This is a genomic window from Nocardiopsis codii, assembly GCF_036327455.1.
In the GTDB taxonomy this organism is placed as follows: domain Bacteria; phylum Actinomycetota; class Actinomycetes; order Streptosporangiales; family Streptosporangiaceae; genus Nocardiopsis; species Nocardiopsis codii.
On sequence record NZ_JAUZMY010000032.1, the window covers coordinates 1 to 19,846 of the forward strand.

Here is a 19,846-nt window from a genome sequence, read left to right on the forward strand (position 1 = left end):
GGCGCCTCCCAAGCAGGCATCCAACAGGGCGCCACCGACGGCGCCCTGCACGGCCTCGACCTGTTCAACAACAAGGACACGCCTGACCTGGCCACTCCTCCGCCTCGGACCGAGAGTGATTCCTCCACGGCAAGAGGGACCGAAGCTCCCTGGAACGGGAACGGGCGGCCTCCCTCCGAGAGCGGATCCGAACGATGGGACGACGGACCCGACCGGGACAACCGGGGCGGAGAGAACCAGGAGGACCGGGAGAACCCCGGTGCCGGACGCGACCGCGAGGACACCGGGCGACCCGACGTCCCCCCGGCCACCGCAACGGACGGCACCGGCGACCACGACGACTTCTCCGATATCGACGACGTCCCCGACCTGGTCAGCGACACCGGCAGCGACACGGGCAGCGACACCGACTTCGACTTCGGCGACCCCGACCCGACCCCCGACGACACCGTCCGCGTCCACGACGACGCAGACACCCGCACCCCCGACACCGACAAGGCCCCCTTCGAGGCAGCGGACACCAAACCCCCCGGCCTCGACAACGACCCCTACCTGCCCGGGATGAACGACGGACCCCTCACCGTCAACTTCCTCAACGCCATCGTCCCCGACAACCCACTGGCAACCCCGCCCCCGGGCACCGACCAGACCACACCCAACACAGGCGACAACCACAACGACAACCCCGCCAACACGAACCCGGTCGACCGCACCGCCCCCGAACCGCAGCAGCAGGACACCACGGCCCCCCTCACCGTGGCACCCCCGCTCAGCCAGGCGACCCCGCCACCCACGGGCCCACAACCACCCGCGACCGCACCGAACAACCCGACCACCGGCAACACCACCGGACAGGACACCCCGAGCCGCCCGACCGACGACCAGCAGGCCGACCCCGACACCGCACGCCCCCACGAGCCGCCGCCCCAGCCGATCGGCACCCCGCCGCCCCCGCCGCCCGTCACCGAGAGCGGCGGCGACCGGCACGTCGCCGATCCCACGACCGGGAGCGGGCCGTCTCAGGACGCGGAGGACACCGGACACAATCCGCCCGAACACGACCGCGAACAGCCCGACGGGCGGGACGAGGCCACCTCCCGGGACGGCGACGGCTCCCAGGAGAGCGACAAGGACCCGTCCGGCGACGGCAGGGACCGGTCGGGTGAGCAGAGCGGCGACCGCTCCGGAGACGAGAAAGGCCCGGGCGACGACAGGGAACGCCGCTCCGGGGACGAGGACGACGCCGCGTCCGGCCGCGAGAACGACGGGGAGGGCCGACCCACGGACGACGACGCCGAGTCCGTGCGCGAGGAGGACTCCGACGGCGAGGGGGACCGCCAGGAGCAGAACGGTGAGGAGACCCCCGAGAACGCCCCTGCCGGGACCAGCGTCCCGCAGGGACGGGAGTCGACACCGGATCGACCGTCCGACGAGGAGTCGGCGGAGGTGGTACGCACTGCCGTGACGACCGGGTCCGAGACGCCCGTACTCACGGAGGAGACGCGGTCCGAGGACAGGGACCGGGAGGAGAGCGCGCCTCCCCCGCCCTCCGACCCGGTTCTGACCGATGAGTACGCCGTGGAACCGGCGGAAGCACCCGCGGACACCGATGCCGCGGACGCGGAGCATCCGCCTCCCCCACCGCAGACCCCTGACGCCACCACGGACACCACGGCGACCACGGAAACGGACAGCCCTCCCGCGCTTCCACAGCCACAGTCTCTGCCGCAGCCGCAGAACACCGCCCCTCCCACCGTCACCGGCACCACGCAGCGACAGGAGGAGCCCCCGCCCCGTGTCTACCCGGGCTCCGTGACGCCGGACCGGGCGGGCGCCCCCTACGACATCGGCTACCTGCTGACGTCCAGCCTGGTGAACTCCAGCATGATCCATGCCGAGCACCTGCGTTCGTTCGTGAACGACACCCTCACCGACAACGCCGGACGCGTCGACGCCGCGGCGCGCGACGCCGTGAGGGAGCAGGTGGACGAACAGGCGCGCAAGCAGATGGGCGTGTTCTTCCGACCGGAGGGGTTCTCCACGACGGTCACCGGAGCGGACGGCTCCAGGTGGCAGGCGGACGTGCGGCTGAACGCCTCCCCCGACGGCTTCCACCACGCGCCCACACAGCCGGAGCGGGGATCATCCACCGAGTTGAAGCTGGTGGACGAGGCCGGGGAGGCCAACCCGGCGGAGGGCGGGGGCAACCACGGCGGCAGCAAGTTCGTCGGGGCGGGGTTCCAGGTCTCCCCGCTACTCCTCGGCACCGTGAGCGGAACCGACCTCGGCCCCCGCTTCACCGTCAGCTTCTCGGGCGGAACCCGCCAGCGGCAGACCGGTGAGACGACGGCCCGTATCCACGACGGCTACACCAGCTACGAGATCAAGGGCAAGCCCGAGGTCTACGCCTCCGACCTGTCCATGTCCTTCGACCTGACCCCCCTCCCCGGCCCCGGGGACGCACCCGCCCGCGACAGCGGGCCCGCAGGCGACAACGGGCCCTCGGACGGCAACACCTCGACGGACGGCACCCCCCCGGCGAACGACGACGCCCCGGCGGACCGGGGCGTGAACGCCCGGTCCGAGTCCCCCGACGGGGTGGTCCTGGTCCTTCCCGGCGAGGTCGTGGCCAACGCCGGCCCGGAGGCGATCCGCCTGCGCGACCCCTTCGCGACCGAGGACCACCAGCGCGGCAGGGACGACGCCAGGCCCGCGGGTCCGCACACGGACAAGGGGCACCCCGTGTGGGTGGGCGACATCCGTCCGAGCGACGGGTCCTCCGACAAGCCCTTCACCGACTGGGTCGCCGACCACCTCTGGTCCCCCGAGCGTGATCGCGGATGGTGGAGGCCCGTGGTCGACAAGGTGACGCCCGGGTTCGTCGACAAGCGCAGGCAGCAGAAGCTGGACGCCTTCCACGACCAGGTCGGTGAGACCTTCTCGGAGAGGTCCGTCCGCAACAACCTGCCGAAGATGACCTCGGCGCCCGCGGTCTTCACCGTCACCGACCCCTCGGGCACACCCCGCCTGGTGAGCATCCAGTCGGTGCCCACCTCCTACGACGCCAAGCCGCACACCATCCAGCCCGCCAAGTACATCAAGGGCAACAAGGCCGAACGCGAGGTCGGGACCTCGCTCCGCCACCACGACTTCCTCGGCGCAACCCTGGGCGCGGGTGTCAGCGCCGACGCCGGGACGCCGGGCGGCACCCACAAGGTCCGCGTCGACGCGATAGCCGTGGAAGGAGGCATGCGGGGCCGGGCGACCGAGGAGAGCACGCGGTCGTCGTCGGGATCGGCCAACAGGATCAACTACGGCAAGACCGAGTCGTCCGCCTACGACGTCCAGCGCAACTACTACGTGCACTTCGACGGTGAGCCCACCGTGTACCGGTTCCAGGGGGACACCGTCGAGATCCTCACCGTCCAGGAGGCCCGCATCCTGAACGGGGACGAGGCCTCGGACAAGGTGCCCGTACCTCCCGCCCCCGTCCGGACCGAGGGGAACACGACGGCGCCTCCGGCGGTGAACACTCCCGGGACCGCCCCCGACACCACCGGGGACCAGCGGACAGAGAACGAAGGGGGCGAGAACGGAAGGAACACGGAAGGGCGGACCGAGGGCGGCCGGCCCCGGGGGGACCGATCCGGGGAACAGCGCTCCCGGAACGAGGGGGCCGGAGCTCCCCGGCCCCCTCGCCCGAACCTCGCCGAGGACCAGCCGGTCGCCCTCCACGGATCCGTGCCACGCGACTTCACCTGGCCCGACGGCAACCAGTACCGCGACGTCGACGGGCAGCAGCGCAGTATCTACCAGCAGATCGCGCACGAGGTGCTGACCGGCCTGGCCGCCAAGCGGCCGGGCCTGGTCCTGCCCGAACTGGCGCGCGACCCCAAGAACTTCGCGCGGCGGCCCGGTCACGAGGCCACGGGCCCGTTCACCGGTTCCGCGCGCGAGCACCGTCCCTTCCGGCGCGACCACGACGTCGCCGTCTTCAACACCCACAGGGTCATGGACGCGATCTCCGCATCCGCGTTCAAGAGCGGTACAGACGACCTGACACTGCACGGCCAGCCCATTCACCTGATCGAGACGGGGCGGTTCGACCCCAGTGCGCTCTTCAAGCCGGGCAAGGACGTGCTGCGCCCCCCGTTCGTCGCGGTACGCGTCACCGCGGACTTCTCGTCGCTCCGGCACGTGGGAGAGACCACGAGGGGTACCGGAGGCGAGTACTCGGGGGCGTCGGAGCGCACCACCGGAGACGGATCGCAGACGCGCAAGACGGTGCGGGTCACCAGTGGCGCCTACGTCCGCCGGATCGACACCGTCGACGCGGCCGACAACCCGAGCGACGGCGGCGTGTTCTCGGTCTCCGGACAGCTGAACACCACCCGGGGAAGCGGGCGGGGCCTGGGCGTCAAGAGCCAGAGCGACGAGATCGTCCAGTACGCGGAGGACTCCAGCGTCTGGAACTCCACGGTCAGGTTCTCGGCGAAGCTCTACGAGAACGACGACCTCGGCATGGTCCTGGGCGACGACAGGACACGGGCCGACCGCGGGCACGACCTGCTCGACGCACCGGTCCAGGCCCTGGCCACGATGGACACGGCCAAGGCGACCCCGGGCGGGGAAACCGGCGACAGGAACGGCGCCGCCCCCCAGGCCACCCGCATCCGGCCGATCCCGGTCGCTCAGGCCAAGGAGATGATCGACGGCCACACGGCACCGACACCGAACAGCGTCCGCAAGCGTCGCGACGTGACCGGGACGGTCACGAGGTGGTTCGGCGGGGGTCAGGAACGGCGGCCCCCGGCCGGACGGGCCCCCGTGCCGGCGCCCGACCGGCAGGAGACGACCGGCGACGTCCGCACCCCGCCGACGACAGAAACCACCGACAACACCGGCACCAACGGGCAGCAGAACACCGAGGCCGCCCCGCCCCCGAACACCACCCAGAACACCTCCGGACAGCAGGACACCGGGTCCCGGACCGGTGACATCCGCACCCCGCCGACCACGGAAACCACCGGCGCCACCGGCCGGCAGAACACCGAGACCGCCCCGCCCCCGAACACGACCACCACCCACAACACGACCGGACAACGGGACACCACCGGGAACACCCCCGACAACCGCACCCCCGAGCAGCGCCGGGCCGCACTGATCCGCAACCTGGGTCCCACCGTCGAACACGTCAACACCCGGTTCACCACCGACGACGACAACCGGGTGGGCAGCCTGCTCGACGCCTCCTACGAGAACTTCTCCTCCGTCCCCCGGTGGGAGAGGGGCGACGGCGTCCAGCGCACCCCCGGAAGGTTCGGGTTCGAGCGCAAGCTGCGGCACTTCCTGGTCCGCGGTCAGGGCAGCAGGCAGTTCTACGAGAACGCCCTCTCCCCGGAGAACCTCGCGGGGAACCCGGCGTTGCAGTCCTCCGGCGGTGCGCGCACGCGCACCGAGATGAGCGGCGGACTGCTCTCCCCGCACCACGTCCGCGCGACGACGGCCACCCAGTTCGACATCGACTCGGTCGACCGCTTCGAGCAGTCCGACGGCGCGATCGTCTGGAAGGACAAGAACACCCTGGAGGTGTTCACCAGGGAGGGCAGGAGGACCGACGTGACCCTCCTGGCCACGGGCGGGGGCCGGTTCAACCCCAACCCCGTCCAGTCGGCCGGTCAGCCCTCCGGCGGCGCCGAGCGCGCGCCCGACTCCGCGGGCGCCCCCCTGATCCAGCTCGGCCCCTCCGCGGGAAAGAGCCTGTTCGACCGCTACACCAACACCAGGCCCACATCGAAGTTCTCCGAGACGGTCGAGTTCCATCCCAAGATCCCGATGTCGTACTCCTTCTCCGCCTCTGGGCGAGTGACGCAGGCGGTGGAGTTCGCCAAGAACTGGAGCATCGGGCCGACGATCCCCCGCGCCGCCCGCTACCGGGGCTGGCAGGCCCACGTACGCGACCTGGTCACCGGGCTGGTCCACATCCGCGACGCCCACCAGTCGGGCCTGGTCGAGGACAAGGTCGAGGAGACCGACGGCGGACTGGTCCGCGTCCCCCAGCCCGAGCCCGACCGGCCCGCGTCCGTGAGACCGCGTCCGGGTTTCGAGGACGCCGGCAAGATGATCCGCCCGTCCGACCCGGACGAGGCCCTCCAGAGCCTCGCCGACGACCTGGCCTCCCAGGGGTGGCAGCTGACCAAGGACAGCAGGGAGACCATCCTGCACGCCCTCAACTCCCACACCGGGCTCAACCCCAACACCGGAACGCCGGTGACGGTGAAGGTCAGCCCCATCGACCACTCGATCGGCAACCTCAACGCCCCGACGACCGCTCCGCTGTCCCTGGACGCCACCGTGAACCTGCGGCTCGACAGGGGTGACACGGAGGTCGCGTACCTGGGCGGCAAGACGGAGTACCGGCAGCGCCAGGGCTGGGAGGACGGGGACAAGTTCCAGCAGGGCAGCGAGGGCTCCTCGTCCGCGGGGGTCCAGGGTTCGCTCCTGACACCGCTGCCCCGGTCCGGGGGCGACCAGCCCGGGGGCGCCACCCCGTCGAGCCGGCCCTACCTGATGGGCACGTACGGCAACGCCTCCGCGGCGAACGCGCACGGCGGCGGCGGGACCTCCCGGAACACGGACAAGCGCTCGGTCGGGCTGACCATGGAGACGCCCTACGCGCGGGTGTCGTCGGACACGCGGCTGACGATCGACCTGCACATCTCCGACAAGCAGGGGGTGGCCAACACCCTGACGGCAGAGACCCCGGGCTCGGGCGGACGGCGCGACTTCACGGGCGCGGGGGACTCCGGCCGGGTGGAGGCGCTGTACCCGACCCCCTACCTCGACCTGACGGAGAGCGGAAGCACCGCCGACAGGACCGACACCACCGCGACAACCGGCGAGGGAGGCGGCACCACCAGGCCGACCACGGACGGGACCGGCACCGGCGGAACCACCACGACCGGGCCGACCGGCGGCAGCAACCCTCGAACCACCGGCGCCGACACCCCCGCCGACCACAGCACCACCGGGACCACAGGCGGCAGCGACCCCCGAACGACCGGCGACGCCCGGCGGACGGAGGGCCGGCCCTCTCCGGAGAACCCCTCCAACGACCACCACGCCTCGCTACCCGACATGATGCGCACCTGGTCGCAGACCAAGGACCCCGGGGGGCGGAGCGACTTCAGGGACGCGGTGGTCATGCCCGCGGCCGTCGAGAACAACGGCAAGGACGTCCGCGACCTGGGGCACGTCGTCGTGGCCAAGTCGCTGGGCTGGAACCCTCCCGCGAACTCCGTCAGCGACGGGAACTACACTCCGCGGGCCGTCAGGCAGGCGGCCGAGTACGCCGCGGGCAAGCTGGGCCTCAACTCCCGCAACAACGCCATCGACCAGTCCCTCAACGCGATCGCCCTCAAAGCCCTCTTCTCCGAGGCCAACGCGGAGTCGGGCGCCGAACTGATCGAGATGGGCCGGACCACCTGGGGGGTGCGCGCCGCGCCACGGCCGGAGTCGGCGCGCATCCTCGACTTCAACCCGAGCGTGCGGCTGACCGACTCCTCGGAGTCGAGCACGACGTTCTCCCCGTTCCACAGCGAGTCGTCCACGACGACCATGGGATTCGACGCGCGCCCCTCCGGGCGCACCGGAACGGGGCTGCCGACGACGGCCACCCACTACGGTTCGGCCGACAACACGGGATCGTCCACGTCCGGGGGCGACACCGCACGGGGAAGCAAGCCGAAGGAGCCGCCCCACTCCGACCGCGTCCGCACCGGACCCGCCTACCTGGTGGAGATCGACACCGACTGGGCCATCGGTGTCAGGTCCGAGCTGCGCGGTCCCTGGTACAAGCGCTCGGCGCGCTACGTCGGGGACACGACCGCGGCCGCGGGCAGGTACACCGTGGCCAAGGTGCGCGGCGTGTTCGGCGACCGGCGCGCACCCGCCGCCGAGCCGTCCCGCCCCGCCCGGTGGCAGAGGGGCGAGACCTCCGCGAAGATCACCACGTGGGTCTCCCACGGCGACGCGGTGCGACTGGGCATCATCACGCCCGACGTCGCCGACCGGATCGCGCCCCTGACCACGCGGTTCGCCGACATCCAGAAACAGCTCGGCGACGCCGAGAAGGCCTACCTCGAAGCCCGCCTGCCGCTGGACGGAGCGACCACCGAACGGATCACCTCCCCCGACGACCCTCGCGTCCGGCAGCGCTACACCGATCTGGAGACCACCTACGAGGACCGTTTGGAGGACCTCAACGCAGCGGAGCACGCCTGGGAGACGGCGCTCCGGGAGCTGCGCGACGGCCTGAACGCCCCCTCGTCCCTGCCCCGGCCGCGGACCGTGAGCCCGCCCTCCCTCGACACCATCCAGGAGGAGCCGCCGCCCCCGCAGACGAATGCCCCGGACCCCGCCGCCGACCCCGAGGCCATCGAACTGCCCGAGCGCGGCAACCGACCGCCCGGGGGCGGCGACCGGGCCCCCGAGGGGAACACCGGGCGGCAGAACCCCGCACCGGGCCTGCTGGACACTCTCGGCTCGGATCTCGACATCCGGCCGCGGGAGGCCGGGGAGGAGGAAGCGCCTGCTCCGAGCAAGGCCGAGAAGCTCCGGCTGGCACGGTGGCGTCTGGATCAGATGACGTCGCTCGGCCCGCCCGTCTCGGAAACCGGCGGATCCTCCCGGTACGACACCGACCTGATCGTCCACCGCCCGGAAGAGCACTCCTTCCAGCGGTCGGAGACGGGTCACCGGCCCGGCCCCTTCACGGCCGAGGACGCGGTGTTCGACTTCGGGGAACAGCGGTTCCCCGGTTCCGAGGAGTGGGAACCGGACTACTACGGCCCGGACCTGCGACTGCCCCAGGAGACCGGCTCGGAGACGTCCTCGATCACCTCGGACGACCTCAGGGAGATGCGGCTCCGGCTGGAACGGTTGATGTCGACGAGTCCGTCCCCCTCGGACGGGGACGGGCCGCCCCCGACCGGCGCGGACCCGGCGATCGCTCAGGGAGAACAGGACTTCACGGCCCCGGTCGGGGCCGGCCCCGACCGCGACGGCCTCCCGCGGGGTGGGACACACACGCAGCCGTCCCCGCCGGCCTCCGAGGAGACGTCCGGCACGGGACCACAGCCGCTCCCCCGGAACGAGGACGAGGAGGGCTCCCCGCCCCTGCCCCTGCCCCGGGAGGGGGTTCCCCGTCCCCTGTCCCAGGACGACGGGAACGCCACCCCGCAGGAGAACCCCCGCTCCGGGAACGAGGGGCCCCCGCACGAAGGGAGAGCCCCCCAGCACGAGGGGCCCCCGCCCCGGGAGGAACAGCCGTCGCCGCTCTCCGACCCCGCGTTCGACCTGGCGGCGCTCTTCGACCACGCCCTGAACGGCTCCATGCACCAGGGAGGAGGCGGCTCCGGACAGAACACCGACACCACCACCCCGGCTCCCGCGCCCGCCACGACCACCCGCGACCAGCGCTCCGACCAGGACCGGACGGACCCGCGCCCCGAGGAGACCGACCGGCACCGGCCCGCACCGCCGAGCCCCGTCACCGGACAGCGGAGCACCGGGTCCGAGAAGGTGCCCCGGCCCGTCGCCCCCGCACCGGAGAGAAAGGCCCCCGCCGACAACTCCCCCGACTCGCGCACCACCCCGCCCGCCCCCGAGGAGAACCGGCCCGCGCCGGAGGAGAAGACTCCCTCACCGGAGGAGAAGGCTCCCGGCGGCGAGGACAGGCGCGGCACACCTCCCCGCCACGAGCAGACACACAACACCCCCCTCCGGGAGTCCCCCGCGCAGGAGACCGCGGGCACCTCCTCCGTCGAGGAGACGACGGCCGCGCCCGTTCCGACCGTCGACGACGCGGCGCGGCAGACCCCGACCCCCGCAGCGGCCCCCGGCGAATCAGGGTCCGACCCGACCCGGGAGGAGGACGGTGAGCCGGCGGAGGACAAGTACGAAGCCGAGGACGGCACCGGCGGCGGCAGCAGCTCCGGCGGGGACCGGTCCGGAGGCGACGGCAACGAGCGGGGCGGGGACCGGTCCGACACCGGGCGCGGCTCCGAGGGCGACGGTGAGGACCGGGGAACGGACGAGGCCGACGGCCACTCCTCGCGCGAGGACGACCCGGGCGACCACGGGACCCACGACAGTGGCGACCAGGACCAGCGCGGCTCGGACACGGGCTCGGTTCCGGATCCGGTCCCCGGCGACGACATGTTCCCGAACGACTCCCCCGGCGCCCCGCCACAGGACCGGCCCTGACCCCGGCGCCGGCGAACAGCGCCCCGCGCCCCGGCCCTGAGAGCCGTGACGCCCCCGCGCCGGAGCCGCGGAGCCGTCGTGCTTCCTCCGTCGGGCCCTCCCCGGTGGGAAGCGACGCGGAACGGTCACCGGACGCCCATGGAACGTACACGGGAAACCGAGTACGCTACCGCAGTCGACCCTCCTCCCCGAGGTCCCGCCCGCACGGACGGCGGTCCTTCCCACGGCGACGGCCGCAGCCCCGCTCCGCACGCGGACGGGCCCCGACGGCGCAGCGCTGAAGTGCCCCCGCGGTACCGGCCACCGCGTCCGGTGCGCCGCGGGGAGGCTAGCGTAGGGGCGGGGCCTCCCCCGCGCCCCTCTCCCCCGCGCACGGTCTCCGGTCGGGAGGACCCCCGCGCCCCGTCCGGGCCGCCCCCATGGGGCGCAGGGCCCCGGAGGACACCCCCAGACAGTCTGGAGCACACACCAGGTGACCGCACACACCGATCCGGGGACCGCCCGGTCCCGGCGCCGCCGCACCGCCGCAGCGGCGCTGGCCCTGGGACTCCTCGCCCCCCTCCCCGCGGCTCCGGCGGCGGCCGAGACGCCCCAGGACCCCGTCTCGCTCACGCAGGTCCACCCGTTCAAGAGCGACAACCAGCCGTGTGCGGCCACCGGCGGGGACGTCGTGGAGCAGACCCCCTGGACGCACCACTTCCTCGGCCTGTCGCGGGCCCACGACCTGAGCACAGGCGAGGGGGTGGGCGTGGCGCTGCTCGCCCCGGAGGTGGACGGCGGCGCCCCCGAACTGGCCGACGCCGTGGAGGGCGGGCAGTCCGGCGACTGCCTCGGGTTCGGCACGTCCCTGGCCGGGGTGGTCGCCGCCCGGCCCGTGGAGGACAACGGCCTGCTCGGGGTGGCCCCGGGCGCGTCCGTGACGGCCGTGGCCACGGGCAGTCCCCAGACCGGCCTGGCCTCCGCCGAGGACATCGCCGCCGGGATCGAGAGCGGGGTGGACTCGGGGGCCCGCGTGGTCCTGGTGGGCACGAGCACGTGGGAGGCGTCCCCGGCCCTGGAGGCCGCGGTGGCCGCCGCCGAGGAGGCCGACGCCCTGGTCGTGGCCCCGGCGACGGTCCCCACGTCCCGAGGGGCGATGCCTGGCCAGCCGGCCCAGCACGCGTCGGTGCTGAGCGTGGCCGCACACGACGTGGAGGGGGTCCCCCTGGCCCAGGGCCCGCTGGTCCTTCCCAGCGGCGACCTGGCCCGTGTGGACCTGATCGCGCCGGGCGACCGGGTGGTGGGGACCGGCCCGGGCGGCGGCCACGTGGCCACGGCCGGCGACGGCGTGGCGGCGGCCTTCGTGGCGGGCACCGCCGCCCTGCTCATGGCGCGGGAGCCGGACCTGAGCGCCGCCCAGGTGCGCGAGCGGCTGGCCACCACGGCCTACGCCTCCCCTCGCGGGGGTTCGGACCCGCTGTCGGGGCACGGCAGGGTCGACCCGCTGGCGGCGATGGCCATCGCCCCGGGCGGCACCCCCGCCGGGGTGGCGGGCGAGGGGTTCGTCCCCGACCCCTCCCCCTACGGTTCGGTGGACGCTCCGCCGACGGCCGCCGTCGTGTCCGTCGCCCTCCTGCTCATCGTGCTGTGCGGCCTGGGCGGCGCGGTGATCAGGCTCGGGCGCGCACGCGGTTGGCGTCCCGCCGCTGCCGGCGAACCGGTCCCCACCGGCGAGCCGGTGCGCTGACGCGCCGGGGCCCGTGGGGCGCACCACCCGGTGCGCCCCCCGGGCCCCGCCCGCTCCCGTCGCGGGGAGCTCAGCCCTCGGCGCCCTCCGCGATGGCCAGCTGCACCTCCACCGGGTCGCGACGCGCGATCCACAGGGCGCGGCCGGGAGCCATCGTCCGCGCACGGATGTTGCCGAACAGCATGCCCTCCGAGGGCGGGGCGGACAGCATGATGCTGGGCGTGTTGGAGTCGATGAGCGCCCGGATGACGGGATCGCCGGAGGCCCGGCTGAAACCGCCCGCGGCGTGCACGAGGACCACGTGCATGCCGATCTCGGCGCCCTGGCTGAGCATCGGCAGGAGTGGGGCCAGCGGGTTCGGGCCGCTTCCGGAGACCATCTCGAAGTCGTCGATGAGGATGAACAGCTCGGGGCCGGTCCACCAGTCCCGCTTGCGGATGCGGTCGGGTGTGATGTCGGGTCCGGGCAGCCGCGCCTTCATCGCCTGCGCGGCGGCGGCCATCATCTCCTTGACGTTGTCGCCCGACACCGCGTAGCCCAGCTGCATCTCCTTGGGCACGGCGTCGTAGAGCTGGCGGCGCTGGTCGGCGAGCACGACCCGGGCAGTGGTCGGGCCGTAGTGGCTGCGGATCGCGTTGGTGATGTGGCGCAGCAGCGTGGTCTTGCCGGTCTCGGTGTCGCCGACCACGAGCATGTGGGGGGTGACGCCGAAGTCGTGCCAGAACGGCTGCATCCGGCGGCTCTCCAACCCCATGGGCACCTTGAGGCCGCCCATCGCGGTGAGTTCGGAACCGGGCAGTTCGCGGGCGTGCAGGATCGGGGGCAGGGTGCGCACCGGCGGGGCGGGCGGCCCGTCCCAGGCCACGCGCACGCGCTCGACGAGTTCGGTCATGCCCTCGGACAGCGAGACCGAGTCGGCGTTGCCGTCGGCGCGGGGCAGGCCGGTGAGCAGGTGGTGCTTGGTTTCGGTGATGCCGCGGCCGGGCACGCGGGGCACGGTCTGGGCGGCCCGCATGTGGACCAGGGAGTCCACGGGATCGCCCATGCGCAGTTCGAAGCGGGTGCCCATGAGGTCGCGGACCGCGGTGTGGAAGTCGGCCCAGCGGGGGGAGGCGACCACGACGTGCACGCCGTAGTTGAGGCCGCGCTGCACGAGCTGGACGATGGGTCCCACCAGGTCGGCGTAGTCCTGGCGGATGGTGCCCCAGCCGTCGATGACGAAGAAGACGTCGCCGTAGGGCTCGTCGGCGAACTCGCCGGCGGCGCGGCGCCTGCGGTAGGTGCCCATCGAGTCGATGCCGTGCTCGCTGAAGAAGACCTCACGCTTGGTGAGGATCTCGTTCATCTCCATGATGGTGCGGGTGATGCGCCGCTCGTCGGTGCGTGTGACGACGCTGCCCACGTGCGGCAGGTCCCTGAGCGAGTTCAGCACGCCGCCGCCGCAGTCGATCCCGTAGAACTGGACCTGGGCGGGGGTGTTGCACACGGCCAGGGTGAGGATGAACGTGGCCAGCATGGTGCTCTTGCCGCTCTGGGGACCGCCCGCGATGCCGACGTGTCCTCCGGCCCCCGACAGGTCCGCCACCAGGGGCAGGCGCTTGTGCTCGAAGGGCCGGTCGATGATGCCCAGCGGCACGCTCAGGGTCGTGTGCTTCTTCCAGGCCAGGCCCCCCTCGGGCAGGCGGGTGCCGATCATGGCGAGCAGCTCGTCCACGAGCGGCGGCACCTCCAGCGGGGGCAGCCACACCTCGCGGGCCGCCGGGCCGAGTTCGTCCATCCGCTCCAGCGCGGTCGCCAGGAGGGACTCGCTGGTCTCCTCCTCCTCTTGGACCTGGGGCGCCTCGGGTTCGGGAGCGGCCGCGGCCACCGGGGTGTCGGCGAAGAGCACCACCTCACCGCCGACCGTGTTCCTGCGGGCTGCGCGGCGCTTGACCCGGTAGGGGCCGGAGACGTAGGCGGCCTTGAAGCGGGTGAGGGTCTCGGTGTCGGTCTTGAGGTAGCCGTTGCCGGGGGCCGAGGGGAGCTGGTGGGCGTCGGGGACGCCGAGCACGCCGCGGCTCTCGATGGCGGAGAAGGTGCGCAGCGCCACCCGGTAGGACAGGTGGCCCTCCAGCTGGTGCATGCGGCCCTCGTCCAGGCGCTGGGAGGCCAGCAGCAGGTGGACGCCGAGGCTGCGTCCCAGGCGACCGATCATGACGAACAGGTCCATGAAGTCGCGGTGGGCGGCCAGCAGCTCGCTGAACTCGTCGACGACCACGAACAGCGTGGGCATCGGCTCCATGTCGGGGTTGGTCTCGCGGGCCCTCTCGTACTCCAGCGCGGAGCTGTAGTTGCCCGCGGCGCGCAGCTGCTCCTGGCGGCGGACGAGCTCGCCGTGCAGGGCGTCCTGCATGCGGCTCACCAGGATGGCCTCGTCGGCGAGGTTGGTGATGAGCGCGGAGGTGTGCTGGAGCTGGTCGAGGCCGATGAAGGTGGCGCCGCCCTTGAAGTCGACGAGCACGAAGTTGAGGGTCTCCGAGGAGTGGGTCAGGGCCAGGCCGAGCACCAGGGTGCGCAGCAGCTCGCTCTTGCCCGAACCGGTGGCGCCGATGAGCATGCCGTGCGGGCCCATGCCGCCCAGCGCCGACTCCTTGAGGTCCAGCTCCAGCGGTGCGCCGTCGGAGTTCATGCCGATGGGCACGCGCAGCCGGTCCTTCTCGTGCAGCTCGCTCCACATGCGCTCGGTGTCGTGCCGGTGCAGGTCGGAGATGCCCAGGAGCGTGGTCAGCTCGAAGTCGGTGGTGAGCGGCTCGGTGACCTCGACGACCATGCCGATGCGGTAGGGCGAGAGGAGGCGGGCCAGGGAGGTGGCGCGGGGCAGGCTCAGGGAGTCGGGCCGGCCCAGCACCTCCTCGGTGTCGCGCCCGCTGTTGTCGCGGGAGAGCATCACCAGGCGCTCGGGCTCCACCCGCAGGGCCAGGGTGTAGGGGTCGTCCTCGGGGGGCATCGGGTCGGCGACGTCGACGACGACGGCGTTGCGGTAGCCGCCGCCCAGCATGCGCGACCCCGGCGGGATGCGCCCGCCGTCCACGACGATGACGGTGAAGGGCTCCTCGCGGCTGGGGGCGGCGGTGGGGTCGAAGCGGGGTCGGTCGGCCAGGTCCGGGACGAGCTGTTCGAGCTCCATCGCGTCCGTGCACAGCAGCCTGCTCTGACCCGCGCCGTCGCGGGCGGTGGGGTGCTGGGTGTGGGGCAGCCACTTGGCCCACGACCACAGGGGCAGGGACTCGTCGGAGCAGCACACGGCCACGCGCAGCTCGTCGTGGGCGTGGAACACGGTGAGCTGGCCGATGAGGGCGCGGACGAGGCCTCGGCTGGCGTCGAGGTCGCCGCGCATGGTGATGCGGGAGTACCCGCGCAGGTAGATCTGGACCGGTTGGTCCTCGACGGTTCCGTAGGCGCGGATGAAGCGGCGCAGCGCGTGGGCGCTGAGGGGTTCGAGGTCCTCCACCGGTTTGGAGGAGACGGGGGAGATGGTCATGGACAGCGCCTGCTCGCCCACGGCCATGCGCGCCTCGGCGAAGTCGTCGTCGGTGCCCCTGCGCTCCCACAGCCGGGAGGTGCGCACGATCGACCACAGGGCGTCGGGGTGGGGCGCCCGCCAGAGCATCGCGTCGCGCTGCTCGGTGACCACTCCCCGCAGGCGGGTGCGCATCTGCTTGAGGTAGCGCAGGTAGTCGCGGCGGTCGTCGTTGAGCTGGCGGCGGCGCTCCATCATGGTGCGCAGGTACTGGCCGCCGAGCATGACCACGGCGCCCGTGAGCATCATGCCGCCCGCCAGATAGGGCATGATGCTACTGCCCCCTCCCCCGCCGCCCATCATGCTCCCGGGGCGGATGATCATCATCATCATCGCCAAGGAGGTCATGGCCATCGGCAGGTAGGTGAACACCGAGGAGGCGCTGCTCTGAGGTTCGGACAGCTCCGGTGGCTCCTGGAGGCTGACCTCGCCCGAGGGCAGGTCCGGCCCGGGGCGCCGCGGGGGGCGGCGGACGAGGATCGTACTCACAGGACGGGGTCCTCCCTTGAAGGGAACAACGGGGGGCGGTCCGGAACCGGAACCAGGACCGGAACGGGACCGTAACCGGCGTCCGGAACCGGACGACAACAGCAGAACACTATCGTTGCCAACTAAAGTGACAGACACCAAAATTTAAAACAACACACCTCCAAAATGGGTCGTCGGAGTGTTACCGTCACTTCCACCCCTGTCACGACCCCGCCTCATGATGGGCCCCCACCGGATGAACGATGTCGCCTCCCCGGACCTGTGCCGACTGCTGATCCGCGCCCCCGAGCGCTCCTTCGAGATCGCGGCGCCCACAGAGGTCCCCCTCTCCGAGATCCTGCCCACCCTCGTGCTCTACGCCGAGGGTGACAACGGCGAGGACTTGGACGAGAGCGGACTGGAGCATGACGGATGGGTCCTCCAGCAACTGGGCGACGAGCCCCTGGAGGAGGACGAGACCCTCCGTTCCCTTGGACTCTGCCACGGCGAGACCCTCTACCTGCGCCCCCGCCGCGACCAGCTGCCGCCGGTGCACTTCGACGACCTGACCGACGGCGTCGCGACCGGCATGGGCGAGCGCTCCGACCGGTGGCGCCCCGAGTCCACACGCGTCCTGCTCCAGGCACTGGGCCTGGTCGTGCTGTTCACCGGACTGGCCGTCCTGGTCAGCGGCGGCCCCGGCTTCCTGACCGCGGTGTCGGCGGCCTGCTCGTCGCTGCTCATGCTGCTGTCGGCCTGGGCTGCGTCGCGCGCCATGGGCGACCTGGCCGCCGCCACCGGCCTGGCCGCGGCGGCCACCCTGTACATGGCGGTGGCCGGCGCGTCCGTGCCCTCGGGCGACCCCGGCACCGCGCTGACCGGAGCCCGGGTCCTGACCGGGGCGGTGACCGCCGCCGGGGCCAGCGTGCTCGGTCTGGCGGCCGTCGCCGGCTCCGTGCCCTTCTTCGCCGGCCTGTTCACCGCCGAGGTGCTGTGCGCGCTGGGCGCGCTCTCCCTGATGTTCATCCCCGGCGCCACGGTCCCGGCCGTGGCGGCGCTGGTCGCGCTCATCGCACTGCTGCTGAGCACGTTCGCCCCCCAACTGGCCTTCCGCCTCTCCGGCCTGAAGCTGCCACCGCTGCCCTCCAACCCCGACCAGCTCCAGGAGGGCATCGAGCCCTACCCCGCGCGCGGGGTCCTGGACCGCACCGAGCTGGCCGACCGGTTCCAGACCGCCCTGTACGCGTCCACCGGCGGCATCCTGGGCGTCTGCCTGGTCGTGCTCGGCGCCTCCCCCGGGTGGGTGCCGATCACCCTGTGCGTGATCGTGTCCCTGGTGATGCTCCTCCAGTCACGCGGTCTGGCCAGCGCCTGGCAGCGGGCCTTCGTGGTCGCGCCGCCCTGGATCGGACTCACCGCCCTGGTCCTGGTCCTGGTGTGGACGGCCGACCCCCTGCCCCGCACCCTCGCCCTGGTGGGCCTGTTCGCCGCCTCCGCGATCCTGGCAGTGGTGTCGTGGAACCTGCCGGGCACACGGCCGCTGCCCCACTGGGGCAGGGCCGCCGAGATCATCCAGTCCCTCCTGACGGTGGCCATCGTGCCCCTGGTCCTGGCGATCTTCGGCGTGTTCTCGCTCCTGCGCGGAATCGGCGGCTGACATGCAGTCACGTCGCGACAGGGTGATGGCCCACAACTTCACCGTGGGCCGACTGGGCACAGCCATGCTGGAGGGCGACCCCGACGCGGTCGACGCCCCCATGCGCCGCACCCGCACCGGCACCTACATCGGCATCGCGATCGGCGCTGTGCTGTGCATCGGCTTCCTCGTGTTCGGCCTCATCTTCCCCGGAGGCGCCACCAGCTGGCGCCAGGAGGGGCGGCTGATCGTGGACCGCGACACGGGGGCCACCTACATGTACTCGGCCGGGGTGCTGCGCCCCGTCGCCAACGGCGCCTCGGCCCGCCTGGTCCAGGGCGCCGACGCCGCTGTGAGCCTGGTCTCGGCCAGGTCCCTGGAGGGCGTGCCCGTGGGCGGCCCCGTCGGCATCGCCGCCGCGCCCGACTCCCTCCCCACGGAAGCGGGGCTGGAGGAGTCGGTCTGGCGGGTGTGCGCTCTCTCGCCCCAGGACGAGGATGGTGAGATCGGCCGTACGGCCCTGGTCGTCGGCGACGCCCAGGAGCCCGTCTCGCCCTCCGCGGGACAGGGGGTCCTGGTGGCCGGTCCGGACAGCGCCCAGCACCTGCTGTGGAACGGCACCCGCCTGCGCCTGGACGAGGAGCGCGGCGCCGTCCAGGCCCTCGGCTACGGGACGAGCAGCGTCCTGCCCGTCACCTCGGCGTTCCTCAACACCGTGCCCACCGGCCCGGACCTGACCGCGATCGACGTCCCGGGCGCCGGTGACGACGGGGGCGATCTGGCGGGCGAGCCCCGGCGCGTGGGGCAGGTGTTCGCGGTGTCCACCCCCGGGCAGGGGGACCAGCACTACCTGCTCACCGGAGACGGCCTGGTGCCGCTCTCCATGACGCAGGCACTGCTGCTGCTGGCCGCCCCGGACGTCTCGGGCGCCGCCTACCCCGACTCCCCCGCCGAGGCGCTGCCCCTGCCCGCGGGCGAGGCGCACGCCCGGCTCTCCGACGGCCCGGCCCCGCGCGAGGAACTCCACCCCGGCGCCCCGCCTGAACTGGTGGGGGTCGGCGCGAGCGTGCCGTGCCTGCGGCTGACCCCCGAGGGCTCGCTGTCGCTGACCATGGACGACCCCGCCGGGGTGGACGCGTGGCCGGTGCAGGAGCGGCCCGGGATCGCTCCCGGGTGCCCGACCCCCGACCTGGTGGGCATCGCCTCCGGCCGGGGCACGCTCGCCGCCGCCCAGCCCGTGGGAGGCAGCGGAGTCGCCACCACCCACTACCTCGTCACCGACAGCGCGGCGAAGTACCCGGTGGTCGACGAGAACGCCCTGACCGCTCTCGGGTACGAGACGGCCCAGTCCGTCCCTGTCCCGACCTCCCTCCTGAGACTGCTGCCCTCCGGTCCGGTACTCGACCCGGAGGCTGCCGCACTCCCCCTTGCGTCCTCGTCGATGGTGGAGGACGCAGGATGTCCCTGATGGAACGAACCGAGGAGAGTCTGTGAACCAGAGGACAAGGACTACCGACGAGGCCGAGCGCATCGCCCAGGAGGCGATGACCGAGGCCCACAGCAACTGCAACACCATCTACACCAACGTGGACAGCACGCGTGACAAGCTGCGCATGTCCTGGCAGGGCGCGGCCTCCAACAAGTACAGCGAGGCGGTCGTCGGCTGGCTGGAGGAGCTGCGGCTCATCACCAACGACATGAACCAGATGATCGGCACCTTCGGCGGTACCGTCCACGCCATGCACGCCACGGAGGACGCGGCCGTCATCACCGGTTCGCGGTGGATGAACGAGCTCAACCCGAACCAGTCCGGCTGACACCGGTAGCCGCTCCCACCCCCGCACGAGACCCTCTCCGGAAGGCGAGACCATGAGCATCAACGGTTTCGACGTCAGCTACGCCTACGTCGACGAGGCCACCAACGAGCTGCGCACACAGACGCAGGCCGTACAGAACCAGATCGAGGCGCTCGACGCCCAGATGCAGACGGTCAAGGCAGAACTCGACGGCGCCATGGCCACGGAGTACGACCGCAAGGTCGCGTCCTGGCGGGCCAACGTCGCCGACATGCAGCTCCTGCTGAGCAAGGCCGAAGCCGCTCTGAACGAGATCCGCAACAACTACTCCTCCACGGACGGGCGCGAGGCCATGAACTGGCAGGCGCTGCTCTAGTCCGCTCCCCCCCAGGGCG

Annotated in this window: 7 protein-coding genes; 6 read left to right on the forward strand and 1 reads right to left on the reverse strand. The window is 72.6% G+C overall.

What is annotated here, in order from left to right:
* Positions 1-10,266, forward strand: a 10,266-nt coding sequence (locus Q8791_RS25695) for a hypothetical protein (RefSeq protein ID WP_330094379.1), incomplete at its 5' end; no start/stop codon positions are given.
* Between the two features lie 472 nt (positions 10,267-10,738).
* Positions 10,739-11,992, forward strand: coding sequence for a S8 family serine peptidase (locus Q8791_RS25700; RefSeq protein ID WP_330094380.1), 1,254 nt, complete (start codon positions 10,739-10,741; stop codon positions 11,990-11,992).
* Between the two features lie 70 nt (positions 11,993-12,062).
* On the opposite strand, the gene eccCa is transcribed toward Q8791_RS25700, so the two are convergent.
* Entirely contained in the window at positions 12,063-16,040 is a 3,978-nt protein-coding gene (gene eccCa, locus Q8791_RS25705; RefSeq protein WP_330094381.1) for a type VII secretion protein EccCa, read from the reverse strand.
* A 217-nt stretch (positions 16,041-16,257) separates the two neighbouring features.
* Between eccCa and eccD the strand changes: the two genes are divergently transcribed.
* From eccD to Q8791_RS25725, 4 genes are read left to right on the forward strand one after another with little or no spacing between them, the layout of a single operon-like run.
* On the forward strand, positions 16,258-17,676 hold the full coding sequence (eccD, locus tag Q8791_RS25710; RefSeq protein WP_330094382.1) for a type VII secretion integral membrane protein EccD: 1,419 nt from the start codon (positions 16,258-16,260) through the stop codon (positions 17,674-17,676).
* Between the two features lies 1 nt (position 17,677).
* Positions 17,678-19,123 carry a type VII secretion protein EccB gene (gene eccB, locus Q8791_RS25715; RefSeq protein WP_330094383.1) on the forward strand — a complete coding sequence of 482 codons (1,446 nt, stop codon included), beginning with the start codon at positions 17,678-17,680 and terminating at the stop codon, positions 19,121-19,123.
* Positions 19,124-19,145: 22 nt separating this feature from the next.
* Positions 19,146-19,472 carry a WXG100 family type VII secretion target gene (locus Q8791_RS25720; protein ID WP_330094384.1) on the forward strand — a complete coding sequence of 109 codons (327 nt, stop codon included), beginning with the start codon at positions 19,146-19,148 and terminating at the stop codon, positions 19,470-19,472.
* A gap of 52 nt (positions 19,473-19,524) precedes the next feature.
* On the forward strand, positions 19,525-19,827 hold the full coding sequence (locus Q8791_RS25725; RefSeq protein WP_330094385.1) for a WXG100 family type VII secretion target: 303 nt from the start codon (positions 19,525-19,527) through the stop codon (positions 19,825-19,827).
* Positions 19,828-19,846: the final 19 nt, after the last annotated feature.

Excerpts from the sequence above, each read along its gene's own strand:
- eccB (WP_330094383.1), top strand. The coding sequence starts at position 17,678 with ATGCAGTCACGTCGCGACAGGGTGATGGCCCACAACTTCACCGTGGGC.
- eccD (WP_330094382.1), top strand. The coding sequence starts at position 16,258 with ATGATGGGCCCCCACCGGATGAACGATGTCGCCTCCCCGGACCTGTGC.
- Q8791_RS25725 (WP_330094385.1), top strand. The coding sequence starts at position 19,525 with ATGAGCATCAACGGTTTCGACGTCAGCTACGCCTACGTCGACGAGGCC.